The organism is Roseateles sp. GW823-FHT07B05 (assembly GCF_058794515.1).
In genome coordinates this window covers 60182-82104 of record NZ_JBXAGX010000012.1, presented here as the reverse complement: position 1 = coordinate 82104, position 21923 = coordinate 60182, and the positions used below count along the sequence as shown (strand labels likewise).

Annotated in this window: 19 protein-coding genes; 14 read left to right on the top strand and 5 right to left on the bottom strand. The window is 67.9% G+C overall.

What is annotated here, in order from left to right; genetic code table 11:
• The first annotated feature begins 286 nt into the window (after positions 1-286).
• The 9 genes from lepA (at position 287) to acpS (AC1Q7O_RS21780) (ending at position 7617) form a co-directional block, all read left to right on the top strand.
• On the top strand, positions 287-2095 hold the full coding sequence (gene lepA / locus AC1Q7O_RS21820) for a translation elongation factor 4 (RefSeq protein WP_492660532.1): 1809 nt from the start codon (positions 287-289) through the stop codon (positions 2093-2095).
• Between the two features lie 40 nt (positions 2096-2135).
• Positions 2136-3113: a signal peptidase I gene (gene lepB / locus AC1Q7O_RS21815; RefSeq protein ID WP_492660606.1), complete on the top strand. Its 978-nt coding sequence runs from the start codon at positions 2136-2138 to the stop codon at positions 3111-3113.
• A gap of 7 nt (positions 3114-3120) precedes the next feature.
• A complete protein-coding gene (locus tag AC1Q7O_RS21810) occupies positions 3121-3507 on the top strand; it encodes a DUF4845 domain-containing protein (RefSeq protein WP_492660533.1) in 387 nt (128 codons plus the stop codon).
• A gap of 25 nt (positions 3508-3532) precedes the next feature.
• On the top strand, positions 3533-4228 hold the full coding sequence (rnc, locus tag AC1Q7O_RS21805) for a ribonuclease III (protein WP_492660534.1): 696 nt from the start codon (positions 3533-3535) through the stop codon (positions 4226-4228).
• Entirely contained in the window at positions 4225-5136 is a 912-nt protein-coding gene (gene era, locus AC1Q7O_RS21800; RefSeq protein ID WP_492660535.1) for a GTPase Era, read from the top strand. The genes rnc and era overlap by 4 nt, the downstream gene beginning before the upstream one ends.
• 4 nt (positions 5137-5140) lie before the next feature.
• Positions 5141-5893, top strand: coding sequence for a DNA repair protein RecO (recO, locus tag AC1Q7O_RS21795; RefSeq protein ID WP_492660536.1), 753 nt, complete (start codon positions 5141-5143; stop codon positions 5891-5893).
• A gap of 76 nt (positions 5894-5969) precedes the next feature.
• Positions 5970-6737, top strand: coding sequence for a pyridoxine 5'-phosphate synthase (locus tag AC1Q7O_RS21790; RefSeq protein WP_492660537.1), 768 nt, complete (start codon positions 5970-5972; stop codon positions 6735-6737).
• On the top strand, positions 6737-7228 hold the full coding sequence (locus tag AC1Q7O_RS21785) for a GNAT family N-acetyltransferase (protein ID WP_492660538.1): 492 nt from the start codon (positions 6737-6739) through the stop codon (positions 7226-7228). The genes AC1Q7O_RS21790 and AC1Q7O_RS21785 overlap by 1 nt, the downstream gene beginning before the upstream one ends.
• The gene (gene acpS / locus AC1Q7O_RS21780) at positions 7225-7617 is read left to right on the top strand and encodes a holo-ACP synthase (RefSeq protein ID WP_492660539.1); all 393 of its coding nucleotides are present in this window, start codon (positions 7225-7227) and stop codon (positions 7615-7617) included. Before AC1Q7O_RS21785 ends, acpS (AC1Q7O_RS21780) begins: the two co-directional genes overlap by 4 nt.
• 7 nt (positions 7618-7624) lie before the next feature.
• Here acpS (AC1Q7O_RS21780) and AC1Q7O_RS21775 read toward each other — a convergent pair whose 3' ends face one another.
• Positions 7625-8008 carry a hypothetical protein gene (locus tag AC1Q7O_RS21775; protein WP_492660540.1) on the bottom strand — a complete coding sequence of 128 codons (384 nt, stop codon included), beginning with the start codon at positions 8006-8008 and terminating at the stop codon, positions 7625-7627.
• Between the two features lie 382 nt (positions 8009-8390).
• On the opposite strand from AC1Q7O_RS21775, the gene AC1Q7O_RS21770 reads away from it, so the two are divergent.
• From AC1Q7O_RS21770 to acpS (AC1Q7O_RS21760), 3 genes are read left to right on the top strand one after another with little or no spacing between them, the layout of a single operon-like run.
• Positions 8391-9320, top strand: coding sequence for a type IV toxin-antitoxin system AbiEi family antitoxin domain-containing protein (locus AC1Q7O_RS21770; protein WP_492660541.1), 930 nt, complete (start codon positions 8391-8393; stop codon positions 9318-9320).
• Entirely contained in the window at positions 9317-10180 is an 864-nt protein-coding gene (locus AC1Q7O_RS21765; protein WP_492660542.1) for a nucleotidyl transferase AbiEii/AbiGii toxin family protein, read from the top strand. The genes AC1Q7O_RS21770 and AC1Q7O_RS21765 overlap by 4 nt, the downstream gene beginning before the upstream one ends.
• A gap of 3 nt (positions 10181-10183) precedes the next feature.
• Positions 10184-10525, top strand: coding sequence for a holo-ACP synthase (gene acpS / locus AC1Q7O_RS21760; RefSeq protein ID WP_492660543.1), 342 nt, complete (start codon positions 10184-10186; stop codon positions 10523-10525).
• Positions 10526-10532: 7 nt separating this feature from the next.
• Here acpS (AC1Q7O_RS21760) and AC1Q7O_RS21755 read toward each other — a convergent pair whose 3' ends face one another.
• The 3 genes from AC1Q7O_RS21755 to AC1Q7O_RS21745 form a co-directional block, all read right to left on the bottom strand.
• Positions 10533-11489, bottom strand: a complete 957-nt coding sequence (locus AC1Q7O_RS21755; protein ID WP_492660544.1) for a hypothetical protein — start codon at positions 11487-11489, stop codon at positions 10533-10535.
• Between the two features lie 47 nt (positions 11490-11536).
• A complete protein-coding gene (locus AC1Q7O_RS21750) occupies positions 11537-13246 on the bottom strand; it encodes a COG3904 family protein (RefSeq protein WP_492660545.1) in 1710 nt (569 codons plus the stop codon).
• A 127-nt stretch (positions 13247-13373) separates the two neighbouring features.
• Positions 13374-14933, bottom strand: a complete 1560-nt coding sequence (locus AC1Q7O_RS21745) for a POT-type proton-dependent oligopeptide transporter (RefSeq protein WP_492660546.1) — start codon at positions 14931-14933, stop codon at positions 13374-13376.
• Between the two features lie 330 nt (positions 14934-15263).
• Here AC1Q7O_RS21745 and AC1Q7O_RS21740 point away from each other — a divergent pair, with 330 nt between their 5' ends.
• The gene (locus AC1Q7O_RS21740; protein WP_492660547.1) at positions 15264-16997 is read left to right on the top strand and encodes a methyl-accepting chemotaxis protein; all 1734 of its coding nucleotides are present in this window, start codon (positions 15264-15266) and stop codon (positions 16995-16997) included.
• Positions 16998-17062: 65 nt separating this feature from the next.
• On the opposite strand, the gene AC1Q7O_RS21735 is transcribed toward AC1Q7O_RS21740, so the two are convergent.
• Positions 17063-19996 (bottom strand): Rne/Rng family ribonuclease, encoded by a 2934-nt coding sequence (locus AC1Q7O_RS21735; RefSeq protein ID WP_492660548.1) that lies wholly within the window; start codon positions 19994-19996, stop codon positions 17063-17065.
• A gap of 598 nt (positions 19997-20594) precedes the next feature.
• On the opposite strand from AC1Q7O_RS21735, the gene AC1Q7O_RS21730 reads away from it, so the two are divergent.
• Entirely contained in the window at positions 20595-21590 is a 996-nt protein-coding gene (locus AC1Q7O_RS21730; RefSeq protein WP_492660607.1) for an RluA family pseudouridine synthase, read from the top strand.
• The last annotated feature ends 333 nt before the right edge of the window (positions 21591-21923 follow it).

Here is a 21923-nt window from a genome sequence, read left to right as displayed (position 1 = left end):
CATCCACAAGAACTTGTGGATAAGCTGTGGATGAAAATCCTTGTTGGCAGCCTGCAACGGCCGGCAAACCAATGCTGGTGCGGTTTCCCGGCCGACCCTTTTGGCTACAATGGAAGCCCAACAAGCAGTTGCCATACCTTTTGTTGGAAGGCACGTCGCCTCTTCGACGTGCCTTTTTTTTATGTTCCGCACGGCGCTTTGCGCGCCCTCAATCTCTGCGCGATTTGAGCCTCCACGCCGCGGCTCGCGCCGTTGAAGTTTTCCGGCCTCGCGCACTGCAGACTCCATGAACCACATCCGCAACTTCTCCATCATTGCCCACATCGACCACGGCAAGAGCACGCTGGCCGACCGCATCATCCAGCGCTGCGGCGGCCTGAGTGATCGCGAGATGGAGGCCCAGGTGCTGGACTCCATGGACCTGGAGCGGGAGCGCGGCATCACGATCAAGGCGCAGACGGCCGCGCTGCAATACAAGGCCAAGGATGGCCAGGTCTACAACCTGAACCTCATCGACACGCCGGGGCACGTCGACTTCTCGTACGAAGTCAGCCGCTCGCTGTCGGCCTGCGAGGGCGCGCTGCTGGTGGTGGACGCGTCGCAGGGCGTGGAAGCGCAGACGGTGGCTAACTGCTACACGGCGCTGGACCTGGGCGTCGAGGTCGTGCCGGTGCTGAACAAGATGGACCTGCCGTCCGCCGACCCGGACAACGCCAAGGCCGAGATCGAGGATGTCATCGGCATCGACGCCGACGACGCGATTCCCTGCTCAGCCAAGACCGGCATGGGCATTGACGAGATCATCGAAGCCGTCATCGCCCGCATGCCGCCGCCGCGCGGCAACCCCGACGCGGCGCCGCGCGCCATGATCATCGACGCCTGGTTCGACAACTACGTCGGCGTCGTCATGCTGGTGCGCATGGTGGACGGCGAGCTGCGCAAGGGCGAGCGCATCCGCATGATGGCGACTGACTCGGTCTATCCCATCGATCACCTGGGCGTGTTCACGCCCAAGAGCGAGAACCGCGAGGCGCTGAAGGCCGGCGAGGTGGGTTTCATCATCTGCGGCATCAAGGAGCTCGCCGCGGCCAAGGTGGGCGACACCGTTACGCTGGAAAAGAAGCTGCCGAACAACCAGGGTCCGGCGACCGAGGCGCTGCCCGGCTTCAAGGAAATCCAGCCGCAGGTGTTCGCGGGGCTCTACCCGACCGAGGCGAGCGAGTACGACCAGTTGCGCGACGCGCTGGAGAAGCTGAGCCTGAACGACTCGTCGCTGCGCTACGAGCCCGAAGTGAGCCAGGCGCTGGGCTTCGGCTTCCGCTGCGGCTTCCTGGGCCTGCTGCACATGGAGATCGTGCAGGAGCGCCTGGAGCGTGAGTTCGATCAGGACCTCGTCACCACGGCGCCCAGCGTCATCTACGAGGTGGAGCTGAACACCGGCGAGGTCATCCAGGTCGAGAACCCGTCCAAGATGCCCGAGATCGGCGCCATGAAGGAGATCCGCGAGCCCATCGTGACGGTGCACCTGTACATGCCGCAGGACTACGTCGGCGTCGTCATGACGCTGGCCAACCAGAAGCGTGGCGTGCAGCTGAACATGGCCTATCACGGCAAGCAGGTCATGCTGACCTACGAGATCCCGCTGGCCGAGATCGTGCTGGACTTCTTCGACAAGCTCAAGAGCGTCTCGCGCGGCTATGCGTCCATGGACTACGAGTTCAAGGAGTACCGCGCCGCCGACGTCGTCAAGGTCGACATCCTGATCAACGGCGACAAGGTCGATCCGCTGTCGATGATCGTGCACCGCAGCCAGAGCCAGTACCGCGGCCGCGGCGTGGCCGCCAAGATGCGCGAGCAGATCCCGCGCCAGATGTACGACGTGGCCATCCAGGCCGCCATCGGTGCCAACATCATCGCCCGCGAGAACATCAAGGCGCTGCGCAAGAACGTGCTGGCAAAATGCTATGGCGGCGACATCACCCGCAAGCGCAAGCTGCTGGAAAAGCAAAAGGCCGGCAAGAAGCGCATGAAGCAGATCGGCTCGGTCGAGGTGCCCCAAGAGGCGTTCCTCGCCATCCTGCAGGTCGACGACTGAACCCCCACGCCGAAATCCCCCCGCCTTGAAAACCTCCCTGATGAGCGCACTGACCGGTGTTTTGTACGCGGCCCTGGTGGCCTATCTCGGCGGCTGGTACGTCGGCCGCTGGAGTGGCAACTTCGCGCTGCTGCTGTTCGTGCTGACCTCCGTGACCATGCTGTACTGGCTGGCCGAGCGGTTCCACTTCGCGCCGGCCCGCCGTGCCGCGGCGCAGAACCTCGTCGACAACGACGCCAAGCGCCGCGAGACGCTGGCCGCGCAGGGCATCTCCCGCGTGGACGGCGACATCGAGCCGGCACGCCAGCAGATCCTGCAGCAGCCCTGGTGGCTGGACTGGACCGCCGGCCTGTTCCCGGTGATCCTGGTCGTGTTCCTGCTGCGCAGCTTCGTGGCGGAGCCGTTCAAGATCCCGTCCGGCTCCATGGTGCCGACGCTGCTGGTGGGTGACCTCATCCTGGTCAACAAGTTCCACTACGGCATCCGGCTGCCGGTCATCAACAAGCGCATCATCGCCAACAACGACGTCAAGCGTGGTGACGTGATGGTGTTCCGCTACCCCGAGGACACCAGCACCGACTTCATCAAGCGGGTGGCGGCCATCCCTGGTGACGAGGTGTCATACCTCAACCAGAAGCTCTACATCAACGGCCAGGCCGCCCCCGTGCAGCCGCAGGGCAACTTCTACGACGAGGATGCACGCGTCTACCGCCAGCGCTTCCTGGAGAAGCTGGGCGACAAGGAGCACCAGATCCTCGTGCAGCCCGATGCGCTGCGCATGTTCCGCCCCGACCGTGCCGACGGCCCGTTCCCGTTCCAGGAAAACTGCCGCTACACCGTCGAAGGCGTGACCTGCAAGGTGCCCGCCGGCTACTACTACATGCTGGGCGACAACCGCGACAACTCGCGCGACTCACGCTTCTGGGGGTTCGTGCCGGACGAGAACATCGTCGGCAAGGCCTTCATGGTGTGGATGAATTTCGGTAACCTCAAGCGCATCTTCACCTTCTTCGATTGAAGCCCCGATGAGCCGTTGCCGCCGTTCTCCGCCGTCGTCGTCCTCCCGCCAGCAGCGCGGGCTGACCCTGATCGGGCTGCTGTTCTGGGGTGGCGTCACCGCCGTGCTGGCGGTGGTGGCCATGAAGGTCTTCCCGACCGTGCTGGAGTACTACACGGTCAAGCGCGTCGTGAACCGCATCGCGGCGGGCAACCCCGCCACCGTGCCGGCCGCGCGCAACGAGTTCGACCGCGCCACCATCACCGAGTACTCCATCCAGAGCATCAAGAGCACCGACCTCGTCATCAGCAAGGACGGCAACGACAAGGTCGTCATCGAGTTCGCCTGGGACAAGGAGATCGATCTCTTCGGGCCGGTCTACCTGACGATCAAGTACCGGGGCAAGTCAGATTGAGCTTGCTGACGCTGGCGACTCGACGATGAACGCCGCCGCTCTCGACGCCCTGCAGCACCGCCTCGGCCACCGCTTCCAGCGGCCCGAACTGCTGGTGCGCGCCATCACCCACCGCAGCTACGGCGCCGACCACAACGAGCGCCTGGAGTTCCTCGGCGACGCCGTGCTGAGCCTGGCCGTGTCCAGCCTGCTGTACGAGCGCTATGCCGGCTCCGACGAAGGTGACCTGACCCGCGTGCGCGCCCATCTGGTGCGCGAAGACAGCCTGCACAAGCTGGGACTGGCCCTGGGCCTGCCGGCGGTGCTGAAGATGTCCGACGGCGAGGCCCGCGGTGGAGGTGCGCAGCGGCCCTCCATCCTGGCCGACGCCGTGGAGGCCGTGCTGGGCGCGGCCTACATGGACGCCGGCTACGACGCCGCAATGGCCATCGTGCGCCGGCTGCTGGGCGAGACCATCGCCACGTCGGCCAGCGCCGGTGACTTCGGCAAGGACGCCAAGACCGCGCTGCAGGAATGGCTGCAGGCCCGCCGCATCGCCGTGCCCAGCTACCGCATCGTCGCCACGCGCGGCCAGGCCCATGCGCAGACCTTCGAGGTCGAATGCGCCGTGCCGGCGCTGGACGTGGCCGAACTGGGTGAGGGGCGCTCACGCCGCATCGCCGAACAGGAAGCGGCACGACGCTTGCTGGACAGACTTACCGCCGAACGAGGCAAATCATGACCGAGACCACCAAGCCTGAAACCGACGTCCCGCAGCGCTGTGGCCTCATCGCCATCGTCGGCCGCCCCAACGTGGGCAAGTCCACGCTGCTGAACGCCCTCGTGGGCCAGAAGGTCAGCATCACGTCCGACAAGGCGCAGACGACGCGCCACCGCATCACCGGCGTGCGCACGGTGGACGAGGCGCAGTTCGTGTTCGTCGACACGCCTGGCTTCCAGACCAAGCACAACGCCGCGCTGAACCGCACGCTGAACCGCACCGTGCACGGCGTGCTGGCCGACGTGGACCTGGTGCTGTTCGTCGTCGAGGCCGGCCGCTTCGGCCTGGACGACGCCAAGGTGCTGGGCCTGCTGCCCGAGGACAAGCCGGTCGTGCTGATCGCCAACAAGCTCGACGCCGTGCACCGCCGCGCCGAACTGGCGCCGTGGCTCAAGGGCATGCAGGAGCGCCGCAACTTCAGCGAGTTCGTGCCGCTGTCGGCCAAGAAGGAGGCCGACGTCACGCGCCTGTTCAAGATCCTCAAGCCCTACCTGCCCGAGCAGGGCTGGTTCTACGAAGAAGACGCGCTGACCGACCGCAGCGAGAAGTTCCTGGCCAGCGAGATCATCCGCGAGAAGCTGTTCCGCCTGACCGGCGACGAGCTGCCCTACACCTCCACCGTCGTCATCGACAAGTGGGAAGAGGAGGGCGAGCTGCGCCGCATCAGCGCCAGCATCGTCGTCGAGCGCGACGCCCACAAGGGCATGATCATCGGCCAGGGCGGCGAGCGGCTGAAGCGCATCGGCTCGGAGTCGCGCCAGGAGCTGGAGCACCTGATGGACGGCCGCGTGTTCCTGGAACTGTGGGTCAAGGTGCGCTCGGGCTGGGCGGACACCGAAGAGCATCTGCGCAGCTACGGCTACGAGTGAACGCGTGAGCGCGGCCCGCACGCCGTCGGTACAGCCGGCCTACGTGCTGCACCAGCACGACTGGAGCGAATCCAGCCTCATCCTGGACCTGTTCACGCGCGAGTCCGGTCGCCTGGCCGTCGCGGCCAAGGGCGCCAAGCGGCCCTACTCGCAGCTGCGCGCCGTGCTGCTGCCGCTGCAGCGCATCACCGTCTCCCTGAGCAAGCCGGCCCGGGCCGATGGCGGCGAGGTGCAGACGCTGCGCAGTGCCGAGTGGGGCGGCGGCGCGACGCTGCCGGCCGGCGCGGCGCTGTTCTCCGGCTACTACCTGAACGAGCTGCTGCTCAAGCTGCTGGCGCGGCACGACCCGCACCCCCAGCTGTTCGATGCCTACGCCGACACGTTGGCCCAGCTGGGCGAAGGCGATGCGGCCTTGCGGGCGTTCGAGCTCAAGCTGCTGGCCGAGCTCGGCCTGTTGCCGGATCTGAGCGTCGTCACGCCCACGCAAGCGCATGTCGAGCCCGAGCGCCGCTACCAGCTCTCGCCCGAGTCCGGCGTCATCCCGCCAACCAGCGATGCCCACCTGCCCGGCGCGCTGCTGATCCAGCTGCAGGCCGCGCTGCTGCACGGCAGCATGGCGGCGCTGCGCCAGGCCTGTGCGCCCGCGCCCCAGGCGCTGAAGACGACGCTGCGCGGGCTGCTCCACTACCATCTCGGCCACCAGCCGCTGCGCACCCGCGCGCTGATGGTCGACGTCCAGAACCTGCTCGAAACATGAACCCCCCCACGCCCGTTTCACGTGCTGCCCTCCGACGGGGTGCGTGCGTGGCGACGGGCGGACGGGCGCCACGCACATGAACCCTCTTGCCCACGCCGGCGCCCGCTGCGCGCTCTCGGTCAACGTCAACAAGGTCGCGCTGCTGCGCAACACCCGCCACCTGGGCATCCCCAGCGTGCTGCGGGCGGCCGAGCAGTGCCTGCTCGCCGGCGCGCAAGGCATCACCGTGCACCCGCGGCCCGATGCCCGCCACATCCGTGCCGGCGATGTCGACGACCTGGCCGCCTTCCTGAAGGACTGGCCGCAGACCGAGTTCAACATCGAGGGCAACCCGACGCAGAACCTGATGGAGTTCGTGCGCCGCCACCGGCCGCACCAGGTCACCTTCGTGCCTGACTCGGAGGACCAGTTCACGTCCGACCACGGCTGGACGCTGCCGCAGGACGCCCAGCGCCTGAAGCCGCTGATCCAGGAGGCCCAGGACCTGGGCGTGCGCGTCAGCCTGTTCATGGACCCCAACCCGGCCGCCATGGCCGCCGTGGCCGAGCTGGGCGCGGACCGCATCGAGCTCTACACCGAGACCTTCGCCAGCGCCTTCGGCACCGAGCGCCAGGCGGCCGTGCTGGCCGGCTTCACGGCCACCGCCGAGGCCGCGCTGGCCGTGGGGCTGGGCATCAACGCCGGCCACGACCTGAACCGCGACAACCTGAGCCTGTTCCTGCGCCATGTGCCGGGTGTGCAGGAGGCGTCCATCGGCCACGCGCTGATCGCCGACGCGCTGGAGCTGGGCTACGCGGAAACCGTGCGCGCCTACCTGCGCGTCATCGCGACGGCCTACGCGTGATGCTGCGCCGCGCCCGCGCGCAGGACGCGCCGCGCCTGGCCGCGCTGGCCCGCTGGGTGTGGCTGGACAGCTATGCCGCCGACGGCGTGGAGCAGCGTTTCCTGCCCTACCTGGACGAGTCCTTCACGCCGGCCGCCTTCGAGCGCGCCATCGCCGACCCGCGGCAGGCGCTGTGGCTGCTGGAGGAGGGCGCGGCGCTGCAGGGCTTCGCGCAGGCGCTGCGCGGCGCACCGTCACCGGTGCCGACTGCCTCGCAGGTCGAGCTGACCCGCCTGTACGTCGCGCCGCCCTGCACGGGGCGCGGGCTGGGCGCCCGGCTGCTGCAGGCCGCCCGCGAGACCTGGCCCGGCGAAGGCCTGTGGCTCAGCGTCTGGGTCGGCAACGAAGGGGCGCTGCGCTTCTATGCGCGTGAGGGCGGCAGCAACGCCGGCCAGACGCAGTTCATGCTCGATGGCCAGGCCATCGCCAACGAGGTGATCGCCTTCCCATGATCTACGGCATCGGTACCGACATCTGCGACATCCGCCGCATCCGCGAGACGCTGGCGCGGCGTGGTGAGCGCTTCGCCGAGAAGGTGCTGGGGCCGCACGAGATGGCCGTGTTCCGCGAGCGCCATGCCAAGGTGGCGGCGCGCGGCGTGGCCTACCTGGCCACGCGCTTCGCGGCCAAGGAGGCGTTCTCCAAGGCCATCGGGATGGGCATGCGCATGCCGATGACCTGGCGCGCGATGGAGGTCGTCAAGGCGCGCAGCGGCAAGCCCGAGGTGGCGCTGCACGGCGAGCTGGCCGCGTGGTTCGCCGCGCAGGGCCTGAGCGCCCACGTGACGGTCAGCGACGAGCAGGACTACGCCGTCGCCTTCGTCGTCGTCGAACGCGCCTGAGCAGCGCTCAGCGCTTGGCGGCCGCGGGCTTCAGGCTCTCGCCGCGGCCCTTCATCGTCATGTCCATGTCCATGCGGACGACATCGCCGTTGGGGACGTTGATGGTCATCTTCGTCTGCATGCTCATGTCGCTGGTGAGTGCCAGCCGGTCGGCCAGCCGCATCGAGAACTTGCCCTGGCCGCCGCCCTGGGCGTTCATGTTCACCGGGCCGGCCGCCGGGGCCGAGGCGCCTGCCGGCGGCGTGACTGCGGCGTTCATGTCCAGCGTCATGCCGACGTCGAAGTAGGCGATGCCCTTGTCGAGACGGGTCAGCGTGTAGCGCAGCTGGCCCTTGAGCTGGCCGCCGTTGGGTCCCGGGCCGGGCATGGGCAGCGCCGCGACCAGCGGCATGTCGAAGCACTCGCCAACCGCCAGGGTCTTGCCACGTATCGACCTGCATCACTTAGCAGGAGTGCTTTGAAATGACATACAATACGTCCTAAGGACGTATTGTATGTCATTTTTAAGGCGTCCCGCACGTTCATTCGTGAGGAAGCTGGGTGCATCAATAGATGCCAGCTTCTCATTTTCAGAATTTTCGTCTACACTACGTCCTTAGGACGTAGTGTAGGAATGATATGGTGCCGCCAAAATTCCGGATGCATCCGCAACGGCGCTCCACGGTAAATTGCCGATTGACCTTGGCCATTGAACGTCATAGCCTTCGTCCTTAGGACGAAGGCTATGACGTTTATTGAGAACTCATTGCGCCTGCGCCCAGTGAAGTCCTGCCATGGTCAAAGAAGAACATAGACGTATCGCGATTCCCGCCGCCCTAGGGCAAGTTCTGGGTGAGCGTGGTCGGCCTACTGTTTCGGTCTACGAACTTGCTCTCACAGCTTGGGAGTTGTGCAAGCACACCGAGCTCCACGGGGTGCCTCTGCGGCCACACAAAACTCGGTTGGATTGGGGATCATTCCGCCGCTTCCGGCAACTGATGTTGGACAACGGCGTGCTGCGCCCTGTTCCGGGCATCACGGGTGCCGCCGTTTATCTGCTTATCGGTGCAAGCGTGAGCGATGCGAAGGTGCTGGCCTGTGCAGCCGATCCCTTCTGCTACATCTCCCACCTCAGCGCGATGGAGTTTCACGGGCTAACGGACCGTATGCCGGAGCAGTTGTACGTCTCTGCTCCCGCTCAAGGGGCCTGGAAGCAGTTCGCCACAGAGCAAATGCTCAAAGACCTGGGGGAGGAGTATTCACACTACGTCGCCGCGGGGCTGCCGCCACTTCAGCGATCCAGGCCAGAGAAGCTTTTGGGCAAGTCTGTCCATCAATTCACCAGTCTTCACCTGGGCGCTTATCGCAGCTTCAAGGATCAGCACATTCGAGTTGCTACGCGCGGGCGCACCTTCCTGGACATGCTGCGCGAACCTCAGCTGTGCGGCGGCATCAGCCACGTACTGCAGACCTACAAAGAGCATGCGCAGCAGTCGCTGCGCCTCATCCTTGACGAACTCGACCAGCATGGCAAGCCCATCGACAAGGTCCGCGCAGGATGGGTGCTTGAATCAATCTGCAACCTCAGCGATCCCAGAATCGACGCCTGGACAGCGTTCGCCCAGCGCGGCGGGTCCCGGAAGTTGGATGCAGCGGCCGAATATAGACCCGAGTTCTCAGCGCGCTGGGCCCTGTCAATCAACGTACCGGTTCTCGCCGAATGAGCAAGCTTGACCTACAAGCCTGGGTGGACGCAGAGACGGAACCTGGCCGCCGCGAATTCCGTCAGGCTATGCACCTGATTCTTCGGGCCATTGCCCACTCGGAGAAGCTTGCGCCGATCATGGTCATGAAGGGCGGCATCCTCTTGGCAATTCGCTATCAAAGTTCACGCTTCACCAAGGACGTGGACTTCTCGACGCGGCAGAAGCTCCAGGACGTAGACATTCCGACCCTCATTGCCCAGGTGAAACAGGCACTTGAACTCGTCAGCATCGACAACGATTACGGTCTGGCAATAACGCTGCAATCGCATGCGCTGAACCCCAAGAAGCAGGACAGTCTCTTTGCGACTCTGCAAATGAAGATTGGCTACGCGAACCGAGCAATAGCCAACGAGCTCAAGAGGCTCAACGCGGGACAGTCTGCCAAGGCAGTCCAGATCGACTACAGCTTCAATGAATGGGCGTCAGATGTCGAAGAGGGCGATGTCGACGGGGGCGTGTTGGCGATGTATGCCTACCATGACCTCATTGCCGAAAAGCTCCGATCCGTACTTCAGCAGCCGATCCGCAATCGCGCCCGATTTCAGGACATCTATGACCTATGTCTGCTCTTGGACTGCACCGACTTCAACGACCAGGACAGGTCCCTCGTGCTCAGCAAGCTGATGGCAGCCTCGGAGGACCGCCAGGTGCCGATGGACGCTGCGGCCATGCGAAGCGATCAGTTGCGAGAGTTGTCGCAGCGTGAATACCCGCAGGTGGTGGCGCTCATCGCATCGGAACCCCCAACCTTCGACGACGCCTATCGTCGGGTACAAGCGTTTTATGAGAGCCTGCCTTGGCCCCGCAAGGACACCTAAGAATTGCAGCGGTCTGCGCGTGATGCGGCGCCGCGCCTGGCTGCGTTGGCCCGCTGGGTATGGCTGGTCAGCGATGCCGCCGGCGGCGTCGAGCCGCGTTTCCTGCCCTACCTGGCCACGCGCTTCGCGGCCAAGGAGGCGTTCTCCAAGGCCATCGGGATGGGCATGCGCATGCCGATGACCTGGCGCGCGATGGAGGTCGTCAAGGCGCGCAGCGGCAAGCCCGAGGTGGCGCTGCACGGCGAGCTGGCCGCGTGGTTCGCCGCGCAGGGCCTGAGCGCCCACGTGACGGTCAGCGACGAGCAGGACTACGCCGTCGCCTTCGTCGTCGTCGAACGCGCCTGAGCAGCGCTCAGCGCTTGGCGGCCGCGGGCTTCAGGCTCTCGCCGCGGCCCTTCATCGTCATGTCCATGTCCATGCGGACGACATCGCCGTTGGGGACGTTGATGGTCATCTTCGTCTGCATGCTCATGTCGCTGGTGAGTGCCAGCCGGTCGGCCAGCCGCATCGAGAACTTGCCCTGGCCGCCGCCCTGGGCGTTCATGTTCACCGGGCCGGCCGCCGGGGCCGAGGCGCCTGCCGGCGGCGTGACTGCGGCGTTCATGTCCAGCGTCATGCCGACGTCGAAGTAGGCGATGCCCTTGTCGAGACGGGTCAGCGTGTAGCGCAGCTGGCCCTTGAGCTGGCCGCCGTTGGGTCCCGGGCCGGGCATGGGCAGCGCCGCATCCAGCGGCAGCTCGAAGCTCTCGCCGACTACCAGCTTCTTGCCGCGCATCGCCTGCGCCATGCCCAGCACCTGGTTCATCAGGTTGTTCATCATGGGCTTGAGGCTGTCGTCCAGCGGCTGCTGGCTCTGGACGGTGTCCAGCTCGAAGCGCAACTCCTGCGGATGGAAGCGGGCCGTGATCGTCATGTTGCCGGCCTTGGAGGGGGGCAGGGGCACCGGCACGCCGGTGGCGGTGGTCATCGCCATGTCGAGCGTGCGGTGGTCCAGCGTCAGCGGCATCCAGCCGTCGGCCTTCAGGCCGCCGGTGCGCATCGTCTGCTGCAGCCGCATCTTCATCGTCATGGGCATGGCCGTCTGGGCCTGCTCGGCGCGGGCCTTCTCCTCGTCGGTGGCCTCGGCGCGCGGCTCGATGCGCATGGTCATCAGCGCCTGCATGTCGAAGGTCTGGCGCTGGTGCTGATTGGGCCGTGGCGTCATGTCCATCAGCGGCGGCTCGGCCGCGGGCTTGGCGGCCAGCACGGCGCTGGTCAGCAGGCCCAGAACGAGGCCGGCGAGGCGGGGGCGGAACAGGGGCAGGGTCACGTGGAACTCCAGGAACAGTTGAGGGGGGCAGGCCGGTGCAGGTCGGCTCAGCGGCGTGGGTGGAAGGCCAGGCGCTCGGCGAGGTCGCGCCGCGCCGGCGTCTGGGCGGCGAAGCGTTCCAGCATCGCGATGACGGGCTCGCAGGCGCCGCTGCTGCCTGCGGCCGTGTCCGGGATGTCGGCCCACAGCTGCGACAGCATGCCCAGCGACGCCGGGCCCACGGTGCGGCTCACCACTTCCACCTCGATGGCGCTGGGGGGCTTGGGCAGCCAGCGCGGCGGCGCGCTGACGGCGGCGTCCAGCAGCCATTGCGCCTCGCGCGCCTGCAGCTCCACGGGCAGTTGCTTGCGCGCGGCCAGCCGGCCGTCCAGCAGGTCGCGGCAGGCGGGCCGCTCGCCGGGGCGGGCGGGCGTGCGCAGCGCGCGCAGCTGGTCGGCGACCAGCGACACGTAACGGCGGCGCAGGATGGGGTCGGTGCCGCCCAGCAGCTCGGGCATCTGCTTGGCCAGCGGCCGCAGCGCGGCGGCCTGCACGTCCTCGTCGGCGGCGCCGGCCGTGCGGGCGGCCGACATGCCCTGCGCGACGGCGTCGATGGTGCCCAGCGTGCGCCGTTCCAGCGCCTCCCAGACCGGGTGCATGCGCAGCGCGTCGTCGATGTCTGCGCGAGGGGCGGGCGTGCCCGGCGCCGGCAGCGCGATGGCCAGCGTCTGCGGCGACGGCGCGATCAGCTGGTGGGCCACCAGGTCCTTGCGCGGCACGAACCACATGCCGCGCGATGGCGTGTCCAGCGTCTTGTCGATCATGACCTCGGGCAAGCCCAGTTCGCGGTAGCTCTTGGCGAGTTCCTGGTTGGCCAGTTCCTCGAACACCGGGTTGTAGGTGCCGGTGGACGCGCGGTGAAAGCCCAGCTGGCCCTCGGGCGCCAGATGGCGCGGGTTGCCACCCAGGAACACCAGCGTGCAGGCGCTGGCGCAGGTGCCGACGGCGCGGGCGCCATGGCCGTGCTTCTTCAGGGCGCTGGCCATGCGCTCGGCCTCGCGCACGCGGCCGCCGGGTGACACCAGCTCCACGCGCTTGATGCCGCGGGCCGCCTCGCTGGCCAGCAGCGCGCCCAGCCGCTCGCCGTCACCCATGCCGATGACGCCTTCCAGCCGCACGCTGCGGCCGTCGGGCGCCAGGCTGATCGTGGCCTGGCCCAGCGGGTCGATGCCGCGCGCCATCTGCCAGAACTCGCCCAGGTTGGGCAGCAGCCCCAGCAGCACCGACAGCGCCAGCTGCAGCGCGCCCAGCGCCAGCGTGCCGCGCGCCAGCCAGCCCCACAGCTTGGAGCCCTGCTCGCTCAGGTAATGCGTGGCGGCGCGCCACGCGCCCACCAGGCACCAGACGTTCAGCGCCACCAGCAGCGGCATGCCCACCAGCACCGTGACGGCACTGACCTGCAGCGAATCGCCCTTGACGCTGATCCAGCTCATCAACCCCGTCAGCGCGAACGCGAACGGCGTGGCCAGCAGCATGTTGTTGACCCAGTAGCTGCGCGCCAGGCTGAGCTCGCCGCGCCAGTGGCGCGTGAAGTACCCCGACGCCGTTGGCTCCGGGGGGCGCACGCGGTGCCGTGGCGGGGGCGGCGGCGGCGAGCCGCTGTGCCTGCGCTTGGACGCCTGCTGCCAGGCCGGTGTCTCCTGCGGGGGCTGCGGGCGCGGGTTGGCGTCGACCGTGGTCGGGTCGACATAGGGGCGGTGGGGGCGGGCGTCGGTCATGGGCGTGGCGGCGGTCGTGCGGGCGCCAGAAACGGCGATGCCGCCGGGCCTGGAGCGCGGCGGCATCGTAGGGGCGCAGGCGCCGTCGCGGCGCGTGGCCCGCGTGGGTAATTTCACCCGCGCGGCGTCAGCCGCGGTAGTTGTCCTGCATCGGGTAGCGCCGCGCGACCAGCGCGAACAGCGCCGCCGCCACCAGCGCGAAGCCGGCGAAGAAGAACATCAGGCAGGCCGTCTCGCTGTAGCCGGTGGACTTGATCGCCGCCAGCGCGCCGGGGCTCTTCACGCTGACGTTGGACAGCAGCACCCACAGGTTGCCCACCGTCACCGACAGGTTCCAGAAGCTCATGATGGTGCCCTTCATGGACAGCGGCGCCTGGCTGTAGGCGAACTCCAGCCCGGTGGCCGACACCAGCACCTCGCCCAGTGTCAGCAGCGCATAGGGCAGCATCTGCCAGACGATGCTGACCGCGTCGCCGGCATCCAGCCACAGCTGCAGCACGCCGGCCACGATCCAGGCCGCACCCGCCAGCGCGATGCCCGCGCCCATGCGGCGCAGCGCCGTCACGCGCAGGCCCATGCGCTGCAGCATCGGGTACAGCACGAGGTTGTTGAACGGGATGAGGATCATCACCAGCGCCGGGTTCAGCGCCTGCATCATGGAGGACTGGAACCAGGCCGGCTTGGCCATCTGGTCGGCCTGCAGCACCCAGGTGGAGGCCTTCTGGTCGAACAGCGACCAGAACGGCGTGACCAGCGCGAACAGCACCAGCACGCGCAGCACGGCGCGCACGCCGTCGACAGCTTCGTCCGGGTGCACGCCGCGGGCCCGGTCGAGCTGCAGCGACGCGCCCACGCCGCCGAAGCCCATCACCAGCACCAGCGCGAGGCACACCGAGGCGACGAAACCCAGGCTGGCCATCTGGCTCAGGCTGAAGGCCGCCAGCAGCACGCCGATGGCGGCCACGCCCATGCCCAGCCCGCCGGACTTCAGCGCCGTCCACACCACCCACAGGAAGCTGTGCGGGTTGGCGCCGCGCGGCGGCTGGTGCACGTACTGCTTGCGGCCGCTCCACAGGATCAGCGTCGCCACGCCCATCAGCAGGCCCGGCAGGCCGAAGGCCACGCTGGCGCCGAACTGCTTGAGCATCACCGGCATCAGCAGCGACGCGAAGAAGCTGCCGAAGTTGATGATCCAGTAGAAGGCGTCGTACACCTTCTGCGCCAGCGACTTGTTGCTCTTGTCGAACTGGTCGCCGACGAAGCTGGTCACCAGGGGCTTGATGCCGCCCGAGCCCAGCGAGATCAGGAACAGGCCGAAGTAGAAGCCCTTGATGTTGTTCTCGAACACCGCCAGGCAGGCGTGGCCGGCGCAGTAGACGAGGCTCAACCAGAAGATCGTCGGGTACTTGCCGAAGAAGCGGTCGGCCAGCCAGCCGCCCAGCAGCGGGAAGAAGTAGACGCCGATGACGAAGGTGTGGAACACCTCCTTGGCCTCGGCCTTTCGCATGTCCTCGGGGATGGCCAGCAGCAGGCTGGTCATCATGAACACCGTCAGGATGTTGCGCATGCCGTAGAAGCTGAAGCGCTCGCATCCCTCGTTGCCGATGATGTAGGGGATCTGTGGCGGCATCTTGGCCGCGGGGCGCGTGGCGCTGGTGGCCGCGTCGGGGAGGGCTGAGGTCGTCATGAGGCCTTGGGATTGGGCGCTGGATGTGATGACGCCGCGGGCTTGTGGCTGCGCGGCGTCCGGTCTTGGAGCGAGGGCGAAGCGTATCTCACGGGCCGGCCGGTCCGGTCCACCGCGAAATGCTGCGCGAAAAAGCGACGCGGGCCGGCAAAAGGCGGCAACCGCGCGCGGACGGTGCGTGCGACAGTCGTTGCGCTGCCTTGTGCAGCGCCATGGGGGCCGACCCCAGTGGTCGTGAGAACGGGGTGATGCGGCGTTCGTGTTCGCGTCAATTCTGCGGGGTCGGTGCATGGGCGTCCTGCCCGACGCCGACTGACGGAGACGAGACAAATGAACCTGAACAACCTGCGCGTGTCGAGCAAGCTCTGGGGCGCCATCCTGCTGCTGATGACGGCCATGCTGCTGATCGCCGGCATCACGCTCAAGCGCGCCAACAGCGTCTATTCCGAGGCCATGGCGGCCGTCAACGCGAGCTATGACCTGATCGAGAAATCGGCCGTCTGGAAAGGCCTGACCGAGACGGCCGTGACCCGCAGCATGGCGGCGGCAGTCAGCAGCGACGCGAGCGTCGGCGAGCTGTTCAAGGAGAACCTGGCCAACGACACGGCGCGCGTGGTCAAGCTGCGCGAGCGGATCACCGAGCTGGCCAGGACGGACACCGACCAGGCCCAGCTGAAGAAGATCCTGGCCAACGGCGGCGTGCTGCTGGCCGCCAGCAAGAAGGCCCGGGAACTCGGCGCCGCCGGCGACCAGGACGGCGCCAGGGCCGTGATCCAGAAGGAGTACGTCCCGTCGGTGGCGGCCTACCTGGGGGCCATCGACGAGTTCGTCAAGCTGCAGAAGGACAAGAACGAACAGGCCCAGGCCAGCGCCGCCGAGGCGCAGAAGGGACTGGTCCTGTGGAGCTCGCTCGGCGCGCTGGTGGTGATCGGCCTGGGCATGTTCGTGGCGTCGGCGCTGGTGCGCGCCATCCGCCAGCCGCTGCAGTCGGCGGTCGACTTCGCCAAGGCCATCGCCGACGGTGACCTGACCCGGGGCATGAGCGCCGACCGCAACGACGAGTTCGGCGAGCTGCTCAACACGCTCGGGCAGATGAACACGTCGCTGGCCCGCATGGTCAGCAACGTGCGCAGTGCCACCGACAGCATCGCCACCGCCTCCTCCGAGATCGCGACCGGCAACACCGACCTGTCCAGCCGCACCGAACAGACGGCCAGCAACCTGCAGCAGACGGCCTCCAGCATGGAGCAACTGACCGGCACGGTGCGCAACACCGCCGACTCCGCCACCACGGCCAACCAGCTGGTCAGCTCCGCCACCGCGGTGGCGCGGCGCGGCGGCGAGGTCGTGTCCCAGGTCGTCTCGACCATGGACGAGATCAACGCCAGCTCCAAGAAGATCAGCGACATCATCGGCGTCATCGACGGCATCGCCTTCCAGACCAACATCCTGGCGCTGAACGCCGCCGTGGAAGCGGCGCGTGCCGGCGAGCAGGGGCGCGGCTTCGCGGTCGTGGCCGGCGAGGTGCGCAGCCTGGCGCAGCGCAGCGCCGAGGCAGCCAAGGAGATCAAGACGCTGATCGGCACCAGCGTCGACAAGGTTGAATCTGGTGCGCGGCTGGTGGCCACCGCCGGCGAGACCATGGGCGAGATCGTCACCAGCGTGCAGCGCGTCACCGACATCATTGGCGAGATCAGCGTGGCCAGCGGCGAGCAGAGCTCGGGCATCGCGCAGGTCAATGGCGCGATCAATCAGCTGGATCAGATGACGCAGCAGAACGCCGCGCTGGTCGAGGAGTCCGCCGCCGCCGCAATCAGCCTGCGCGAGCAGGCCACCAAGCTGGCCGAGGTGGTCAGCAGCTTCCGCGTCCCGGGCGCCGGCCCTGCCGCCGTGGTGCATCGCGCACCCCGCCCGGCGCCGGCATCGGCACCGCGGCCCGCCAGCCGCCCCGCTGCCGTCAAGAAGCCGGCAGCCCGCCCGGTGGCGTCACCGTCGCCCGCCAGCCCGCCGCCGCCCAAGGCCGCAGCGCCCGCCGCTGACACCGGCGACTGGGAAACCTTCTGACAAAGAAAAACGCCGCACGGCTCTTGACCGGCGGCGTTGTTCAGGGGGCCTTCAACAGGCGGTGATCAAGCCTCGAAGGGCAGCTTCACCTGGCTCAGGTCCTTGCGGGTCTCGACCAGCACCAGCGGGCCCTCGTCGACCACCACCACCGGTGCCGGTTCACGGCCCAGCGGGGCCGGGGCGGGCTCGGCAGCGATGGCAGCCTGCGCGGCAGCGATCTTGTCCGCGTCGGAGTTGACCCAGCTCAGGCCGGCGCCTTCAGCGATGGCCTGCAACTCGCCCATCGGCAGCTTGAAGGCCTCGACGGACGGGGCCGGCGCCGGTTCGGGGGCGGGCGGCGGCGGTGCCACGACCGGTGCCGGAGCCGGCGTCGGCATGGTGGCGGCCATCGCATGCTCGATCAGCGAGCCCTGCACCGGCTGAGCAGCGGCTGCCTCGGCGACCTCGGCGGCCGGGGCTTCCTGGCCTTCCTGGCCGTCAACGGCGCCTTCCTCACGGCGATTGCGGTTGCGGTTGCGGCCACCACGGCGGCGGCTTTCGCGGCCCGGGCCTTCGCCGGCGTCGTCGCCTTCCGCAGCAGGCGCGGCATCGGCGCCCACGGCATCGGCGGCGCCTTCGGCAGGCGCGTCGGTGGCGCCTTCAGCCTGGGCTTCCTCGCCGGTCGACGTGCCTTGCTCGTCGCCACGGTCGCGGCCACCACGGCGGCGGCGGCGGCCACGGCCCTGGCGTTCCTCGCCCACCGGCGTGTCACCGGTCGGCGGCAGGCCGGCTTCGGCCTGGCTGTCGACGAAGGCCGGCGGCGCGTCGTGGATGGCGGCCTGGTCTTCCGTCAGCGGGGCGGCCAGCGGCAGCGCGGCTTCGACCGGTGCCTTGTCCTGGCGCTCGCCGCGCGGGCGGCGTTCACCACGCTCGCCCCGTTCACCGCGCTCCTGGCGGTCCGGGCGTTCCTGACGCTCGCCGCGCTCCGCGCGCTCGGGGCGCTGCTGTTGCTGTTCGGCCTTGTCGCCGTTTTCCGGGCGCGGCTTGCGGTCGCCACGTTCGGCGCGATCGCCACGCTCGGCGCGCTCACCGCGGGCTTCCTGCGGCTTGCCGTCACGGCGGCCACCCTGGCCGCGCTCGCCACGCTCACCGCGGCGGCCATCGCGGCCACCGTCGCGGCGGCCGTCACGGCCACCTTCGCGCTTGGGCTTGTCGGTCGCAGCCGGTGCCGGGGCGGGGGCCTCGACGGCCGGTGCCGGTGCCGGCGCGGCGGTCTCGCCACCACCGAAGAAGCTGAACAGACGGCTGAAGAAGCCCTTGGGCGCTGCAGCTGCCACGACGGCCGGCGCCGGTGCAGGCGCGGGGGCCGGCGGCGGCGGGGCCACGACCGGGGCCGGGGCGGCCACGGGGGCGGGCTGCTCGGGCAGGATGCCCTTGATGACCGGCTCCTGCTTGTTCTTCTTCTCGACGTCGCCACGACGCGTGATGCCCACCTCGTCGGTCGGCTCATCGATCATCGTGTAGCTGGCCTGCAGGTTCTCCAGGCGCGGATCGTCGTGGCGCAGGCGCTCCAGCTTGTAGTTCGGCGTCTCCAGGTGCTTGTTGGGCACCAGCAGCACGGTCACGCGCTGCTTGAGTTCGATCTTGGTGATCTCGGTGCGCTTCTCGTTCAGCAGGAACGACGTGACCTCCACCGGCACTTGCACGTGCACGGCAGCGGTGTTGTCCTTCATGGCCTCTTCCTGGACCATGCGCAGGATTTGCAGCGCCGACGATTCCGTGTCGCGGATGTGGCCGGTGCCGTTGCAGCGCGGGCAGGTGATGTGGTTGCCTTCGCTGAGCGCCGGGCGCAGGCGCTGGCGGCTCATTTCCAGCAGGCCGAACTTGCTGATGGAGGCGAACTGCACGCGGGCGCGGTCGCTGCGCAGCGCATCGCGCAGGCGCTGTTCCACGTCACGGCGGTTCTTGCTCTCCTCCATGTCGATGAAGTCGACGACGATCAGGCCGCCCAGGTCGCGCAGGCGCATCTGGCGGGCGATCTCGTCGGCCGCTTCGAGGTTGGTGCGGGTGGCGGTCTCTTCGATGTCGCCGCCGCGCGTGGCGCGGGCGGAGTTGACGTCGACGGAGACGAGCGCTTCGGTGTGGTCGATGACGATGGCGCCGCCGGAAGGCAGGTTCACCGTGCGGCTGTGGGCCGTTTCGATCTGGTGCTCGATCTGGAAGCGGCTGAACAGCGGCGCATCGTCACGGTAGCGCTTCACGCGATGGCCCTGGTCGGGCATCACGTGGTTCATGAACTGGTGGGCCTGCTCGAACAGGTCGTCCGTGTCGATCAGGATCTCGCCGATGTCGGCGGTGAAGTAGTCGCGGATCGCGCGGATCACGAGCGACGACTCCTGGTAGATCAGGTAGGCACCCTTGCCGCCCTTGGCCGCGTCGTCGATCGCGGTCCACAGCTTGAGCATGTAGTTCAAGTCCCACTGCAGCTCCGGCGCCGAGCGGCCGATGCCGGCGGTGCGGGCGATCAGGGACATGCCCTTGGGGTACTCGAGCTGGTCGAGGTTCTCCTTGAGCTCCTCGCGGTCCTCGCCCTCGATGCGGCGCGACACGCCGCCGCCGCGCGGGTTGTTGGGCATCAGCACCAGGTAGCGGCCGGCCAGCGACACGAAGGTGGTCAGCGCCGCACCCTTGTTGCCGCGCTCTTCCTTCTCGACCTGGACCAGCAGTTCCTGGCCTTCCTTGATCGCGTCCTTGATGGTCGCGTTCTTGACGTCGGTGCCTTCGCGGAAGAACTGGCGCGAGATTTCCTTGAACGGCAGGAAACCGTGGCGGTCCTCGCCGTAGTCGACGAAGCAGGCTTCGAGCGACGGCTCGACGCGCGTCACGACGGCCTTGTAGATGTTGCCCTTGCGCTGCTCGCGGCCTTCGATTTCGGTCTCGAAGTCCAGCAGCTTCTGGCCATCGACGATCGCGAGGCGCCGCTCTTCCGGCTGCGTCGCATTGATCAGCATGCGTTTCATGTCATCACTCCTTCGCGCGTTCCGTGCGGGAACGCGCCACGTCAAGCCACTCGGAGGTGGCGTTCAAGACGCACGAGCGACAGCGTGGAACCGTGGAAGGAGTGCCCTGGACCGCTCGGGTTTCTGACGGAGGTCAGACGCCGAGCAGCGTTGGCGCATGCGACCGTGCGGCCACATCACGGTAAAGCTCTGTCTCGACCTTGCCGCGTACAGACGCGCCGGGCCGGGCGACCACCACAGCTTCTGGCTGGGGTCGCGCCGGCGGGCGCTGCGGGTGGGGGAGGGGAGGGCTCATCCGCGACGGACTGCTGGACGCTGGCGCGAGCGCTCGCGGTGGTAGCCGCTCGTTCTCACGCCGTGAAAACCTTGTTTGGCATCCGGTCCTCTTCGCGCACCGAAGCGGGTGAAGAAGGGCCGGAGGGTTCCGGGTGTCATCGCTCTGCCGCACCGTGCCGCCAACCGCTGCTTCACTTGGGGAAGCCGCCTGCCGGACGCAGGATGCGTTGCATCGCCTGTTTGTGGCCCGAGGGCGAACCCGTCGAGCCCCGCGCTACCGCCGCTAAAATCAGAAAAATCAAACACTTACGGCAGCAACGTGGTGAAAAGGATTATAGGGGCAGCCCCCGCGGCCTCTGCCACGGGGTTGACAGCCACTGTGAGTACGGACAAACCCGCGGTTCGGCGCGTCATCGTGGACGAAGGATCGGCCGGCCAGCGGCTGGACAACTTCCTGCTGCGCGAGCTGAAAGGCGTGCCCAAGACCCATGTCTACCGCGTCATCCGCGCCGGCGAGGTGCGGGTCAACAAGGGTCGCGCCCACGCCGACACGCGGCTGGAACTGGGTGACGAGGTGCGCATCCCGCCGGTGCGCGTGCCTGAACGGGCCGAGGCGCCCGCCGCGCCGGCGCGCGAGTTCCCGGTGGTGTTCGAGGACGACCACCTGCTGGTCATCGACAAGCCGGCTGGCGTGGCGGTGCACGGCGGCTCGGGCGTCAGCTACGGCGTCATCGAGGCGCTGCGCCGCGCCCGGCCGACGGCCAAGTTCCTGGAACTCGTCCACCGGCTCGACAAGGAGACCTCGGGCCTCCTGATGATCGCCAAGAAGCGCAGCGCGCTCGTGCACCTGCAGGACCAGTTGCGTGAGCGCGAGACCGGCAAGACTTACGCGGCGCTGGTGTGGGGCGACTGGCCCGAGAAGCTCAAGGTCATCGACGTGCCGCTGGTGAAGTTCGTCGGCAGCGACGGCGAGCGCTGGGTGCGGCCCGGCAAGGCCGACGAGGCCGAGGCCAAACGGTCCATCAGCCTCGTCAAGGTGGTGCAGAGGACGCCGCGCTTCAGCCTGCTGGACGTCACCATCAAGACCGGCCGCACGCACCAGATCCGTGTGCACCTGCAGCAGGCGGGTCACGCCATCGTCGGCGACCCGAAGTACGGCGACTTCGACAAGAACCGCGAGCTGGCCCGCGGTGCGGCGAAGTTCGACCGCATGTTCCTGCATGCGCGCCGGCTGCAGTTCCAGCACCCGGCCACGGGCGAGACCGTGACCTGCGAGGCACCGCTGCCCGTAGCGTGCCAGGCAGTGCTGGCCGGCTGACTCGGGATCAACGATTCCCTTCGGGCCGTACATGGACGCCCCGGTTTGCCAAGCCTCCAGGTCACTGCTGCACGTAGAAAGGATTGCATCTTCGAGAAGCGACGCCCGGTGACGTTGTTCGCGCGGCAGCTTGGAGCCGGCGAGTTCAGCCTATCGGAATCGCCAATGCTTGGTGGCGTTCCCATCAAGCGCTACGTGTCCCAGCCTCGATCCATCACGCCGGACGGCAAGCCTGGCCTCTCGCAGTTTGTCGTCGGCCAACGATTTGCCAAAGCTTGGGGTGGGTCAGATCGTCGAGTTCACGTAGCTGGCCTGCGATGTCGGCACACAAGT